Source organism: Microlunatus sagamiharensis (genome assembly GCF_900105785.1).
Lineage (GTDB): Bacteria > Actinomycetota > Actinomycetes > Propionibacteriales > Propionibacteriaceae > Microlunatus > Microlunatus sagamiharensis.
In genome coordinates, this window is the sequence record NZ_LT629799.1 from 297,205 (window position 1) to 309,728 (window position 12,524).

12 protein-coding genes are annotated in these 12,524 nt (G+C 73.7%); 4 read left to right on the forward strand and 8 right to left on the reverse strand.

The features are described from left to right. Positions 1–78: 78 nt before the first annotated feature. A complete protein-coding gene (locus BLU42_RS01335) occupies positions 79–1,866 on the reverse strand; it encodes an acetyl/propionyl/methylcrotonyl-CoA carboxylase subunit alpha (protein WP_231918388.1) in 1,788 nt (595 codons plus the stop codon). A gap of 109 nt (positions 1,867–1,975) precedes the next feature. Between BLU42_RS01335 and BLU42_RS01340 the strand changes: the two genes are divergently transcribed. After that, positions 1,976–2,548, forward strand: a complete 573-nt coding sequence (locus BLU42_RS01340; RefSeq protein ID WP_231918389.1) for a DinB family protein — start codon at positions 1,976–1,978, stop codon at positions 2,546–2,548. A 28-nt stretch (positions 2,549–2,576) separates the two neighbouring features. Here BLU42_RS01340 and BLU42_RS01345 read toward each other — a convergent pair whose 3' ends face one another. Then, a complete protein-coding gene (locus tag BLU42_RS01345) occupies positions 2,577–3,053 on the reverse strand; it encodes a VOC family protein (RefSeq protein WP_091072663.1) in 477 nt (158 codons plus the stop codon). A 144-nt stretch (positions 3,054–3,197) separates the two neighbouring features. Next, positions 3,198–4,628 carry a cation:dicarboxylate symporter family transporter gene (locus BLU42_RS01350; protein ID WP_091072665.1) on the reverse strand — a complete coding sequence of 477 codons (1,431 nt, stop codon included), beginning with the start codon at positions 4,626–4,628 and terminating at the stop codon, positions 3,198–3,200. A gap of 172 nt (positions 4,629–4,800) precedes the next feature. Here BLU42_RS01350 and BLU42_RS01355 point away from each other — a divergent pair, with 172 nt between their 5' ends. Genes BLU42_RS01355 through BLU42_RS01365 form a run of 3 tightly spaced genes read left to right on the forward strand, consistent with a single transcriptional unit; the run spans position 4,801 to position 8,469 of the window. Then, on the forward strand, positions 4,801–6,396 hold the full coding sequence (locus BLU42_RS01355) for a sensor histidine kinase (protein ID WP_091072669.1): 1,596 nt from the start codon (positions 4,801–4,803) through the stop codon (positions 6,394–6,396). After that, positions 6,393–7,067: a response regulator gene (locus tag BLU42_RS01360; RefSeq protein WP_091072672.1), complete on the forward strand. Its 675-nt coding sequence runs from the start codon at positions 6,393–6,395 to the stop codon at positions 7,065–7,067. Before BLU42_RS01355 ends, BLU42_RS01360 begins: the two co-directional genes overlap by 4 nt. A gap of 28 nt (positions 7,068–7,095) precedes the next feature. Continuing rightward, positions 7,096–8,469 (forward strand): serine hydrolase domain-containing protein, encoded by a 1,374-nt coding sequence (locus BLU42_RS01365; protein WP_231918390.1) that lies wholly within the window; start codon positions 7,096–7,098, stop codon positions 8,467–8,469. An 86-nt stretch (positions 8,470–8,555) separates the two neighbouring features. Here BLU42_RS01365 and BLU42_RS01370 read toward each other — a convergent pair whose 3' ends face one another. The 5 genes from BLU42_RS01370 to BLU42_RS01390 form a co-directional block, all read right to left on the reverse strand. Then, positions 8,556–8,906 carry a hypothetical protein gene (locus BLU42_RS01370; protein ID WP_091079036.1) on the reverse strand — a complete coding sequence of 117 codons (351 nt, stop codon included), beginning with the start codon at positions 8,904–8,906 and terminating at the stop codon, positions 8,556–8,558. A gap of 182 nt (positions 8,907–9,088) precedes the next feature. Next, positions 9,089–9,877: an SDR family NAD(P)-dependent oxidoreductase gene (locus BLU42_RS01375; RefSeq protein WP_091072677.1), complete on the reverse strand. Its 789-nt coding sequence runs from the start codon at positions 9,875–9,877 to the stop codon at positions 9,089–9,091. After that, the gene (locus tag BLU42_RS01380; protein WP_091072680.1) at positions 9,874–10,710 is read right to left on the reverse strand and encodes a M55 family metallopeptidase; all 837 of its coding nucleotides are present in this window, start codon (positions 10,708–10,710) and stop codon (positions 9,874–9,876) included. Before BLU42_RS01380 ends, BLU42_RS01375 begins: the two co-directional genes overlap by 4 nt. Next, on the reverse strand, positions 10,707–11,663 hold the full coding sequence (locus BLU42_RS01385) for a N(4)-(beta-N-acetylglucosaminyl)-L-asparaginase (protein ID WP_091072686.1): 957 nt from the start codon (positions 11,661–11,663) through the stop codon (positions 10,707–10,709). Before BLU42_RS01385 ends, BLU42_RS01380 begins: the two co-directional genes overlap by 4 nt. Continuing rightward, positions 11,660–12,517 (reverse strand): ATP-binding cassette domain-containing protein, encoded by an 858-nt coding sequence (locus BLU42_RS01390; protein ID WP_197680570.1) that lies wholly within the window; start codon positions 12,515–12,517, stop codon positions 11,660–11,662. Before BLU42_RS01390 ends, BLU42_RS01385 begins: the two co-directional genes overlap by 4 nt. Between the last annotated feature and the right edge of the window lie 7 nt (positions 12,518–12,524).

Consider the following 12,524-nt stretch of genomic DNA (forward strand, 5'->3'; position numbering starts at 1 on the left):
GACCAGTACGGCGGCTCGTTCTTAGCGACTTATTGCGAGCCGGGTGTCACGCTCCGGTGAAGCGCAGGAACGCGACGTTCAGGCGTCGACGATCTCGCAGAGCACGGACCCCGACGTCACGGTCGCGCCCAGCTCGGCGGCCAGCCCGGACACGGTGCCGGCGCGGTGCGCGGTCAGCGGCTGCTCCATCTTCATCGCCTCGAGCACGACGACCAGGTCGCCCGCCTCGACGTGGTCGCCGTCGTTCACCGCGACCTTGACGATCGTGCCCTGCATCGGTGAGGTGAGCGCGTTCCCGCTGGGGGCGGTCGCCGCCCCGGCCGCCTTGCGGCGGGCCGGCTTGGTCTTGGTGGTCCCGTTGGCCACGGCTCGCCCGGCCCCGAGCCCGGCGGGCAGCACGACCTCGAGGCGACGGCCGCCGACCTCGACGACGACGCGCTCGCGCTCGGCCTCCTCGCCCGCCTCGGCCCCGGTGCCGTGCCACGGCTGGATCTGGTTGTCGAACTCGGTCTCGATCCAGCGCGTGTGCACGCCGAACCGACCGTCCGCCGCGGTGAAGGCCGGGTCGTCGAGGACGACGCGGTCGAAGGGCACCACCGTCGGCATGCCGTCGATGACGAGCTCGGCGAGCGCGCGGCGGGAGCGAGCCAGGGCCTGCTCGCGGTCGGCGCCCGTGACGATGATCTTGGCGACGAGGGAGTCGAAGCTGCCCGGCACGGTCATGCCGGCGCGGTAGCCCTCGTCGACCCGGACGCCCGGGCCGCTCGGCGGCTGCCAGGCCGTGAGGGTGCCGGGCGCGGGCAGGAAGCCGCGGCCCGGGTCCTCGGCGTTGATCCGGAACTCGATCGAGTGGCCCTTGGTCACGGGGTCGCCGTAGCCGAGCTCCTCGCCGTCGGCGACGCGGAACATCTCGCGCACGAGGTCGAGGCCGGTGACCTCCTCGGAGACCGGGTGCTCGACCTGGAGCCGGGTGTTGACCTCGAGGAAGGAGATGGTCCCGTCCTGGCCCACGAGGAACTCGCAGGTCCCGGCGCCGACGTAGCCGGCCTCGCGCAGGATCGCCTTGGACGAGGTGTAGAGCCGGTCGAGCTGCTCCTCGCTCAGGTACGGCGCTGGCGCCTCCTCGACGAGCTTCTGGTGGCGGCGCTGGAGCGAGCAGTCGCGGGTGGAGACGACCACGACGTTGCCATGGGTGTCGGCCAGGCACTGGGTCTCGACGTGGCGCGGGCGGTCGAGGTAGCGCTCGACGAAGCACTCGCCGCGGCCGAAGGCCCCGACGGCCTCGCGGACGGCCGACTCGTACAGCTCGGGGATCTCCTCGAGGGTGCGCGCGACCTTGAGGCCGCGACCGCCGCCGCCGAACGCCGCCTTGATCGCGACCGGCAGCCCGAACTCGCGGGCGAAGGCGACGACCTCGTCGGCGTCCTGCACAGGGTCGGCCGTGCCGGGGACGAGGGGGGCGCCGACCTTCTGCGCGATGTGGCGGGCCTGGACCTTGTCGCCGAGCGCGGTGATCGCGGCGGGCGGCGGACCGATCCAGGTCAGGCCGGCCTCGGCGACCGCGGTCGCGAAGTCCGCGTTCTCGGCCAGGAAGCCGTAGCCCGGGTGGACCGCGTCGGCGCCCGAGCGCGCCGCGACGTCGAGGATCTTGGCCACGTCGAGGTAGGTCTGGGCCGGGGTCGCGCCGCCGAGCGCGTACGCCTCGTCGGCCAGGGTGACGAAGAGGCCGTCGGCGTCGGGGTCGGCGTAGACGGCGACGCTGGCCAGGCCGGCGTCGGCCGCGGCCCGGATCACGCGGACCGCGATCTCGCCGCGGTTGGCCACGAGGACCTTGGTGATGCGTCCGGACCGGCTCGCCTGTGGCACGTGGCTCTTCCTCCCGCGGTGGCGCCCTCGGCTCCCGCGTCGCAGGAGTCTAGTGGTGGAGGGCGTACGCGGACGGCCCCGGCCCGCCGGGCTGTGCGACGCTGGACGCGTGGCCGAGAACGCGCTGACGGAGCCGCCCGGGGACGACAAGGACTGGACCTGGGTCCTGCTGCGACGCTGCGAGCAGTGCGGGGCCGAGGTCGGCACCGTCGCCCGCGACGCGCTCGGCGAGCGCTACTTCGTCGCCGCCGAGGAGTGGGTGCGCATCCTCGAGGAGAACCCGGCCGTCGAGCAGCGCCCCGCGCCGGACCGGTGGTCGCCGCTGGAGTACGGCGCGCACGTCCGCGACGTGCTCGCGATGACCAGCGAGCGGCTCGACCTGCTGCTCACCCAGCAGGACCCGGTCTTCGCGGACTGGGACCAGGACGAGGCGGCGCGCACCGGCCGCTACGCCGAGCAGGACCCCGAGCAGGTGGCCGACGACCTCGAGGCCGCCGCGCAGCGGCTCGTCAGCGAGATCGCCGAGATCGAGCCCGCGGCCTGGGCGCGCCGCGGCACCCGGTCGAACGGGTCGGAGTTCAGCGTCGAGACCCTGCTGCAGTACGTGCTCCACGACGTCGTCCACCACCTCTGGGACGTGACCGGCCAGGAGGACGCGGCGGGTTCGCTGCAGCTGGGCTGACCGGGGCCGCTGCCCCGGGGCGTACGGCTCAGCGGCCCGCGGCCACGCGCTCGAAGGTGGCGACGTCGAGCCGCTTCATCGTCAGCATCGCCTGCATGGCCCGGCTCACGACGCCCGGGTCGGGGTCGGCCAGCAGCTCGGTGAGGATCCGCGGCACGACCTGCCAGGAGAAGCCGTACTTGTCCTTGCACCAGCCGCAGTCGCTCTCCTGCCCGCCGTCGCCGACGAACGCGTCCCAGTAGCGGTCGACCTCGGCCTGGTCGGCGCAGTCGACCTGCAACGAGAAGGCCTCGGAGAAGGTGAACTCCGGGCCACCGTTCAGCGCGCTGAACGGGCGCCCGTCGAGCACGAACTCGACCATCAGCGGCGTGCCCTGGCGCTCCGGGTTCTCCGGTCCCCACAGCTGCACGGACGTGATCGACGAGCTCGGGAACAGCGACACCCAGTAGCGGGCCGCCTCCTCGCCCTGGGTGTCGAACCACAGGCACGGCGTGATCGCGGACATCGGTCCTCCTCGGTGACGGTTCGCTGTCACGGGGACGGACCAGGGTCGAGGGCTCCACTCATCGGTCCCCGGAGGACCACGGCGCGGTCCTGCTCAGGTCCTACGCCTGAGCAGGACCGCGCCTCGGTCAGAGCGTCGTCCGCCTCAGCGCGCCCCGACCAGCTCCTGGGCCTGCGGGTCGGCGGGCTCGTCGTCCGTGCGCGAGCCGTGGTCGTCGACCAGGTTGGCCTCGTCGAAGGGCAGCTCCCCGGCGAAGACGCGGCGCGCGCGGTCGGCGTCGAAGCTGTGGGTCCAGCGTCCGACGACCAGCGTGGCGACGGCGTTGCCGGAGAAGTTCGTGACCGCACGGGCCTCGGACATGAAGCGGTCGATGCCCACGATGAGCCCCACCCCGTCGACGAGGTCGGGACGGTGCGAGGCCAGGCCGCCGGCCAGGGTGGCCAGGCCCGCGCCGGTCACGCCGGCCGCGCCCTTCGAGGCGATCATCATGAACACGAGCAGCGAGATCTGCTCGCCCGCGCCGAGCGGGCTGCCCTGGGCGCTCGCGACGAACAGCGACGCCATGGTCAGGTAGATCGCGGTGCCGTCGAGGTTGAACGAGTAGCCCGTCGGGACCACGACGCCCACCGTGGAGCGGGACACCCCGAGGTGCTCCATCTTGGCGATCAGGCGGGGGAGCGCGGACTCCGAGGAGGACGTGGAGACGATCAGCAGGTACTCCCGGCCGAGGTAGCGCAGCAGCGAGAAGATGCTGACGCCGGTGACCGCCTTGAGCAGCAGGCCCAGCACGAGGAACACGAACAGCGCGCAGGACAGGTAGAAGGCGATCATGAGGATCGCCAGGCTCTTGAGGGCGGCGACGCCGGTGCTGCCGACCACGGCGGCGATCGCGCCGAAGGCACCGATCGGGGCCAGCCACATGATCATCGACAGGATGCGGAACACAAGCTTCTGCAGGTGGCCGATGCCACGGAGCACCGGTTCGCCCGCCTTGCCCATGCCCTGCAGCGCGAAGCCGACGAGCAGCGCGACGAGCAGCGTCTGGAGCACCGTCTCGGTGGTGAACGACGAGAACAGCGTCGTCGGGATGATGTTGAGGATGAACTCGGCGGTGCTGAGCTTCTCCTCCGGCGCCTGCGCGGCACCCGCCTGCGCCGCGGCGTCGGTGAGCCGCAGCCCCTCGCCGGGGTGGATGACGTTGCCGACGGCCAGGCCGATGGCCAGCGCGAAGGTCGACATCACGAGGAAGTACGCGAGCGCGAGCCCGCCGGCCTTGCCGACCTGCGACGCCTTGCGGACCGAACCGATGCCGAGCACGATCGTGCAGAAGATCACCGGCGCGATCATCATCTTGATCAGCGCCACGAAGCCGGTGCCGAGCGGCTTCAGCGCCTTGCCGAGGTCGGGTGCGGCGAGCCCGACGAGGATGCCCAGCGCCACGGCGACGATCACCGCGATGTAGAGCCAGTGGGTGCGGTCGCGCTTCTTGGCCGGGGCCTGGGGCTCGCCGGCGGTCTGCAGCGCGTCACGGGTGTCGGACGGCGGGCGCGAGGACGGGCCCGAGGGTGCGCTCATGGGGGTGCTCCTGGTCAGCTCTGACGGGGTGCGCCGGGTGGCGTCGCGTCATCCTGGGGCCGGTCGCCGAGGACCCGCACGCTTGCGTTCGTTGAGTTCACGAGCGCCGACCGCCGCGCCGCACCGCCCTCGGGCGCCGTCGCCCCGGCACAATGCCGCTCGTGGTCGTGCCATGAGCCTGCGAGGACGCGTGGCGGCGCAGAGCGTCGCCGTGCAGCTCCTGCTGCTGCAGGTGGTCGTCGTCGCGGCGGTCGTGCTCGTCGGCGGGGCCCTGGCGCTGGCCGACGCGCGAGGCGACCAGCGGCGCGAGGCGGAGACGGCCACCCTGCTGGTGGCCCACACGGTGGCCACGACGCCCGAGGTGGTCGACGCGGTGGCCGCGCCCGACCCGACCGCCGTCCTCCAGCCGTACGCGCTCGCCGTGCAGCAGCAGACCGGGACCGACTTCGTGGTGATCATGACCACGGACGGCCGCCGCTGGACCCATCCCGACCCGACGCAGATCGGGCTCACCTTCCGCGGCACGATCGCGGGTGCCCAGCAGGGGCGCGACGTCACCGAGGAGTACGTCGGCACACTCGGCCCCTCGGTGCGCTCGGTCGTCCCCGTGCGCTCCGGCGGGCGGGTGGTCGCCCTCGTCGGCGTCGGCATCACCACCGACCGCCTGAGCCGGTCCTTCTGGCCCAACCTCGTGCCCATCGGGCTGGCCGCACTCGCCGTGCTCGCGGTGGGCACGGCCGGCGCCGGGCTCGTCAGCCGCCGGGTCCGTCGCCAGACCGGCGGGCTCCCGGAGCGGGACCTGAGCCGGATGCTCGACTACCACGACGCGGTCCTGCACTCCGTGCGCGAGGGGATCGTGCTGGTCGGGCTGGACCACCGCGTCCGGCTGGTCAACGACGAGGCCCGGCGGCTGCTGGGCGCGGACCCGCCGGTGGGGGAGCCCGTGGGCCCGGAGCTGCCCCAGGCCCTCGCAGCGACGATGGCGTCGCCGCGCGACGTGCGCGACGAGTGGCACCTGGTCGGCGACCGCATCCTCGTGGTCAACCACACGACCGCACGCTGGCGCGGTCGTGCGCTCGGGACCGTCACGACGCTGCGCGACCGCACCGAGCTGCAGGCCGCCACGCGCGAGCTCGACTCCGTACGCAGCCTCGCCGACGCCCTGCACGCCCAGGTGCACGAGTCGGGCAACCGGATGCACACGGTCGTCTCGCTGATGGAGCTCGGCCGCACCGACGAGGCGATCGGCTTCGCCACCGGCGAGCTGGACCGCGGCGGGCGCCTCGACGCCCAGATCCTCGAGCACGTGGGCGACCCGGTCGTGGCCGCGCTGCTGCTCGGGCTCACGGCCAAGGCGAGCGAGCGCGGGGTGACGCTCCGGCTCGCGCCCGCCTCCAGCGTCGGCGCGCACGAGCTCGACGACCACGACCTGCTGACGCTGGTCGGCAACCTCGTCGACAACGCGGTCGACGCCGCCGCGACCCGCGGGCCGGAGGGTCGTACGCCGGAGGTCACGGTGGACCTGACGACGGCGGGCCGGGCCCTGCGGCTGGTCGTCGAGGACAGCGGTCCGGGTGTCGCCCCGGCCGACCGCGAGCGGATCGTGCGGCGCGGGTGGTCGACCAAGTCGACCGACTCCGTGGCCGGGCGCGGGCTCGGCCTGGCGCTCGTGCTCCAGACGGTGCGCCGCCTCGGCGGGACGCTCGACATCGACGCGAGCGCGCTGGGCGGGGCGCGGTTCACGGTGAGCGTCGGAGGTGGGCGGTGACCTACCGCGCCGTCGTCGTCGAGGACGAGGAGACCGCCGGGGCCGCCCACGCCGCGTACCTGACCCGTCTCGGGTTCGACGTGGTCGGGATCGCCCGCTCGGGGCGCGACGCCGTACGCCTGCTGGCTCAGCACCCTGACGTCGACCTCGTCCTGCTCGACTTCAGGCTGCCCGACACCCACGGGCTCCAGCTGCTCGCCCACCTCCGGGTCGCCGGCGTCGACGCGGACGTGATCGCCGTGACCTCCGTCCGCGAGGTCGAGGCGGTGCGCCAGGCGGTCGCGCAGGGCGTGGTCGCGTACCTGATCAAGCCCTTCAGCTTCGCCGCGTTCAAGGCCAGGATCGAGCAGTACGTCGCCTACCGCGACCAGCTCGACGCCCAGCCGGCGTCGGTCGCGCAGTCCGACGTCGACGCGGTGCTACGGACGCTCCGCCCGCACCGCAGCGCGGAGTCGCTGCCCAAGGGCCTGACCGCGGAGACGGTGGCCCTGGTCGTGCGCGCGGTGCAGGACGCCGGGCCGCTCTCGGCCGGGGAGGCGGCCGAACGGGTCGGCACCTCGCGCGTCACGGCCCGCCGCTACCTCGAGCACCTCGTCGACACCGGCGTGGTGGAGCGGCGCACGCGGCACGGCGGGTCGGGCCGTCCCGAGATCGAGTACGGCTGGCGCTGAGCTTCGCCGAGGTGATGAGGTGGTCGCCGTGACCGACGCGCCCCCGCTGCTGGAGAGCACCCGCCGTGCCCTGGACCACCGCCTCGCCCGCGCGCAGGCCGAGGGACGGGCGCCGAGCTTCGTCGCCGGGCTGGTGCGCGACGGTGAGCTCGTCTGGACGGGCTCCAGCGGCACGGTCGACGGGGCGGCCCCGACGCCGGACACGCAGTACCGGATCGGCTCGATCACCAAGACGTTCGTCGCGGTCCTGGTCCTGCGGCTGCGCGACGAGGGCCGGCTCGACCTCGGCGACCGGGTCGAGACGCACCTGCCCGGGACGTCGGTCGGCGACCGCACCGTGCTGCAGCTGCTCAGCCACACCGCGGGCATCGCGTCGGAGACCCCGTCCCCCTGGTGGGAGCGCACCGACGGGGCGGTGCGCCCCGCGCTCGCCGACGTGCTCGGCCCCGAGCCGGGGCGGCTCCTGGCGGGGCGGCACTTCCACTACTCCAACGCGGGCTTCGCCGTCCTCGGGGCGCTCGTCGAGCGGCTGCGCGGCCGGCCCTTCGGCGAGGTGCTCGCCGCGGAGGTCCTCGAACCCCTCGGCCTGCGCCGGACGACCCTGATGCCGGTCGCGCCGCACGCGCAGGGGTTCGCCGTGCACCCGTGGGCGGACCTGCTGCTGCCCGAGCCCGCCCACGACGCCGGCCTGATGGCCCCGGCCGGGCAGCTCTGGTCGACCGTGGCCGACCTGTCGCGGTTCGCTGCCTTCCTGCTCGACGGCGACGACCGCGTGCTGTCCCTCGACTCGCTCCGCGAGATGCGCGAGCCGGTGGCGCGGACCGACCCGGAGGCGGGCGGCTACGGGCTCGGGCTCCAGGCGTCGGGCGGCAAGCACGGCCTGGTGGGCCACGGCGGTTCGATGCCCGGCTTCCTCGCCGGGCTCGACCTCGCGCCGGACGCGGGGCTCGCCCTCGTCGCGTTCGCCAACGCGACGTCCGGGCCCGACGTCGGCGCGCTCGTCGAGGACCTGTTCGAGGCGGTCGTCAGCGCCGAGCCGCGCTTCCCCGAGGCATGGGCGCCGCTGCCCGAGGCGGAACCGGCCCTGGTCGCGCTGACCGGTCCCTGGTACTGGGGTGCAGCACCGTTCGCGATCAAGCTGCACGCCGACCGCTACCTCGAGCTCGTCACCCTCGGCAACCGCGGGCGAGAGTCGCGGTTCCGTCCGCAGGCCGACGGCACCTGGACCGGTCGCGACGGCTACTACCGCGGCGAGACCCTGACCGTCGTCCGCGACGCGGACGGGGCGGTGACGCACCTCGACCTCGCGTCGTTCGTCCTCACCCGCGAGCCGTACGCCCCCGCCGACGTCGTCCCCGGCGGGGTCGGGCCGACGGGTTGGGGCACCAGTCCGGAGGTCTGATGGACGGTTTTCTGCTGCTCATGGCCTCGTCAGGGGGCGGAGGGGCCCGATACCGGCGACGAACCGCAGAAAACCGTCTCCGCGACTCAGTCGTCGGCGGGCAGCTGCGGCTGGGTGGTCGAGGCGAGGACACGTCGGGCGCGACGCCCGAGGTCGCTGAGGTCGACACGGCCGGCGTCGGCGGCCGCGGCGAGGCGGGCGGCCAGGTCGAGCGCCTCGTCGAGGACGGGGACGTCGGCCGCCGCCTCCTCGCCCATGTCGCGCAGGATCGTCACCTCGGTCCGCGACGCCACGATCGGCTCGGGGACGCCCTCGATCCACACCCGCGTACGCCGGCCCTCACCACGCTGGTCACCGACCAGGCGTTCCAGCGCGAAGACCTTGTCCGAGCGCACGTACTTCCCGAACCCCAAGGCGATCATGCGCGGCTCCGGCATGCCGATCATGATGCGCCATCCCGGCACCCACGTCACCCACGCCAGCCGGGATGCTCCGGATCCCGTGCCTTCGCCTGGACGAGCGGAGCGTGACGACACGCTTTTCGTCGTCACGCGCGGGGAGGAAGGCGAAGGGTCAGAGCGGGATCCGCGTCCGAGCGGAGCGAGGACAGGAGGTAGAGCTACGGGTGTCGGAACGTCACCGTGCAGCCGCCGTCGACCGGGACGATCGCGCCGGTCATGAACGACGACTCGTCGCTCGCGAGGAACACGGCCACGTTCGCGACCTCCTCGGCGCTCGCCTGGCGGCCGATGGGCTGCAGCGCGGCGGCCGCGTCGCGGCGGGCGTTGGCCGCGGCCGCACCCTCCGGGCCGAGGCTCGCGCGGTAGCCGCCCATGTCGGTGTCGATGTAGCCGGGCAGGATCGCGTTCACCCGCACGCCCAGGGGTGAGTAGTCGACCGCCAGCTGGCGCGTCAGGTTCACCACGCCGCCCTTGGTGGCGCAGTAGGCCGGTGCCCACGGGGCGCCGACGATGCCGTACGTCGAGGCGATGTTGATCACCCGGCCGCGACCCGAGGCGAGCAGGTGCGGCATCGCCGCTCGGACGCAGAGGAACGGGCCGGTCAGGTTCACCGCGACGCAGCGCAGCCAGGTCTCCACGTCGAGCTCGTGCGCCGGTCCGGAACCGCCCGAGATGCCCGCGTCGTTCACGAGCACGTCGAGCGAGCCGTACGCCTCGACCGCCGCGGCGACCGCGGCGTCGACCTGGTCGGGCTCCGCGACGTCGCAGCCCACCGCGATCGCCTGCCCACCCGCGGCCTCGATCTCGCCGACGGTCCGGGCGCCGTCCTGCACGTCCGCGACCACGACGCGCGCGCCCTCGGCGGCCATGCCGCGGGCGATCGCCGCACCGATGCCGCCGGCCGCGCCGGTGACCAGCGCGACCCGTCCCTCCAGGCGCGCGCTCATTCCACGATCGCCCGGGTCAGGAGGACGGCGGTGATGAACGTCCGGAACAGCCGGATCGGGTCGTCGTCGCTCATGGTCACGGTGCGGGCGTCGACCCGCGTGACGCCGTTGATCCAGGTGGCCATCTCGGCCATGTCCCCGGTGAGGAAGAGGACCTCGAGCGTCGCGGGCAGGGTGATCTGGGGCAGCAGCTCCTTCTTGTCCCGTGAACCCACCCCCTCGACCGCCCGCCGGGCCGCGTCCTCGATGAGGGCCTTGGCCTCCTCCGGGTGCAGCGACTCGGCGGCGAACCGGCTCACCGAGTGCTTCACCACCGCGGGCACGATCCCGGGGCTGATCCGCGCGGCTTCCTCGGCCGTGGTGTCGTCGCCGGTGACCAGGACGACGGGTACGCCGTGGCCGAGCGCGACGAGCATGTTGATGCCCGACTCGCCGACCTCGATGCCGTTCAGCCGGACGCGGGCGATCGCGCGCGGGTTGTAGGTGTGCGACAGCGTCGAGGCCTCGCTGGCCATCGAGCCGTGGTAGCTGACGAAGAACACGGCGTCGAACGACGGGTCGAGCCCCTGCATCATGTACAGCGGCTTGTGCCGCCCGGACAGGTAGCGGGCGCGGCCGTGCAGGGCGTCGGGGCGCAGGTTCTGCATCGTGGAGTGCGAGTCGTTGACCAGCACCTCGGACGCGCCGCCGGCCATGGCACCGTCGATCGCGGCGTTCACCTCGTCCTGCAGCAGCCCCCGGTAGTACTGGTACTCCGGCTGGGGCGCCAGGCACTGGCTCCAGTCGACGACGCCGGCGGTGCCCTCCATGTCGGAGGACAGGAAGACCTTCACAGCACGCTCCTTCGGCAGATCTCGGGTTCGTCGTGGTCGGGCGTCATCAGCGCGTACGTGGCGCTCGCAGAGCCCGCGGCCCCGCCGTGACGACCGTCCGGGGTCAGGGCCAGCACGCGCAGCTCGGAGCGGAACGTGTCGGGCAGGGTCGCGGCGTCGGCCAGCGCCTCGCGGCACGCCTGCTCGACGTCCTCGCCGCGGCGCAGCGCCTCGACGACCGTCCGGGCGGTGCCCGAGCGCATGCTCAGCTCGCCACGGCCGGTGCAGGCCGCGCCGCCGCCGCGGAGGTCGGCCCAGGTGCCCGACCCGGGCAGCGGGGTGTCGCCCAGTCGGCCCGGGTACTTCCAGGGGTAACCGCTCGTCGAGACGCCGACGACGAGCTCGCCCGAGGCGTCGAGCGCGAGCACGTTGATCGTGCCCCACGGCCCGTCGTGCGGGGCGAAGCGGCGGACCAGGTCGAGCGCGGCCTGCCGGTACGCCCGGTCGCCCGCGCTGCCCTCCTCGCGCTCGCCCTCGACGTTGGCGCCGGAGTTCGCCTCCGAGAGGGCCTCGGCGAACATCCGCCGGGACTCCTCGGTGGTGAGGTCTGCGGTCGCGAACCCGCACTCCGCGGCGAAGTTCGCCGCCCCCTCGCCCACGAGCAGGCAGTGCTGCGGGAGCCGCTCCATCACGGCGCGGGCGACGGAGATCGGGTTCGGGTAACCCTGCAGGGCGCCGACCGCGCCGAAGGCCCGGCTCGAGCCGACCATGACCGACGCGTCGAGCTCGACGACGCCGCGCGCATTGGGCAGCCCGGCGGTGCCGACGTAGTGGTCGGCCAGGTTGTCCTCGCAGGCCCGCAGCGCGGCCTCGACCGCGTCGAGGGCCGAGCCGCCGGAGCGGAGGACGGCGGCGGCCGCGGGCAGGCCGATCTCGCTGCGCTCGGAGCCGATGACGGAGGGGGTGACGCTCACCGGAGGTCCCTCCCGGCGGTGGCGGGTGCGGGGGCGGGCGTGCCGCCGATGCGGGGGACCGACGCGAGCAGGAGCCGCGTGTAGTCGTGCTGGGGGTGCTCGAACACCTCGGGCGTGTCTCCTTCTTCGACCACGACGCCGTCGTGCATGACGGCGATCCGGTCGCTGATCTGGCGGACGACCGCCATGTTGTGGGAGACGAAGAGCATCGAGAGCCCCAGCGTCTCCTTGAGGTCCAGCAGCAGGTTGATGATCGTGGCCTGCACCGACACGTCGAGTGCGGACACCGGCTCGTCGGCGATCAGCACCTGCGGCTCGAGGGCCAGCGCCCGGGCGATGCCGATGCGCTGGCGCTGCCCGCCCGAGAACGAGCGGGGCAGCTGGTCGACCGCGCGCGTCGGCAGGCCCACGAGGTCGATCAGCTCGCCGACCCGCGTCCGCACCTGGGCCCGCGGCACCAGGCGGTGGTAGGTCAGGATCTCGCTCAGCGTCTGCCCGACGGTCATCCGCGGGTTCAGCGAGCTGTACGGGTCCTGGAACACCATCTGCACCAGGCGGCGCTGCGCACGGTCGGGCGCCCCGTGCAGGGGCTGCCCGGCGTAGCGGACGACGCCGCTCGTCGGCGTGTAGAGCCCGGCGGCGCAGCGGCTGAGCGTCGACTTGCCGCAGCCGGACTCGCCGACCAGCCCGAGCGTCTCGCCGCGGTGCAGCACGAGGTCGACCCCGTCGACCGCCTTGACGACCTTCGGCGGTCGGCCCCGCAACCGTCCCCACGCGCTCCCGCGCCCGCGGAAGTGCTGGACCAGGCCCTCGACCGCGAGGACCTCCTCGCCGCCCCCTGCTCCTGTCTCCACGCTCCCT

What these genes read in the sequence shown, in the direction of transcription:
- BLU42_RS01345 (WP_091072663.1), bottom strand. Translation starts at nt 3,053, where the DNA reads ATGTCCGCGATCACGCCGTGCCTGTGGTTCGACACCCAGGGCGAGGAG.
- BLU42_RS01370 (WP_091079036.1), bottom strand. Translation starts at nt 8,906, where the DNA reads ATGCCGGAGCCGCGCATGATCGCCTTGGGGTTCGGGAAGTACGTGCGC.
- BLU42_RS01375 (WP_091072677.1), bottom strand. Translation starts at nt 9,877, where the DNA reads ATGAGCGCGCGCCTGGAGGGACGGGTCGCGCTGGTCACCGGCGCGGCC.
- BLU42_RS01350 (WP_091072665.1), bottom strand. Translation starts at nt 4,628, where the DNA reads ATGAGCGCACCCTCGGGCCCGTCCTCGCGCCCGCCGTCCGACACCCGT.
- BLU42_RS01355 (WP_091072669.1), top strand. Translation starts at nt 4,801, where the DNA reads ATGAGCCTGCGAGGACGCGTGGCGGCGCAGAGCGTCGCCGTGCAGCTC.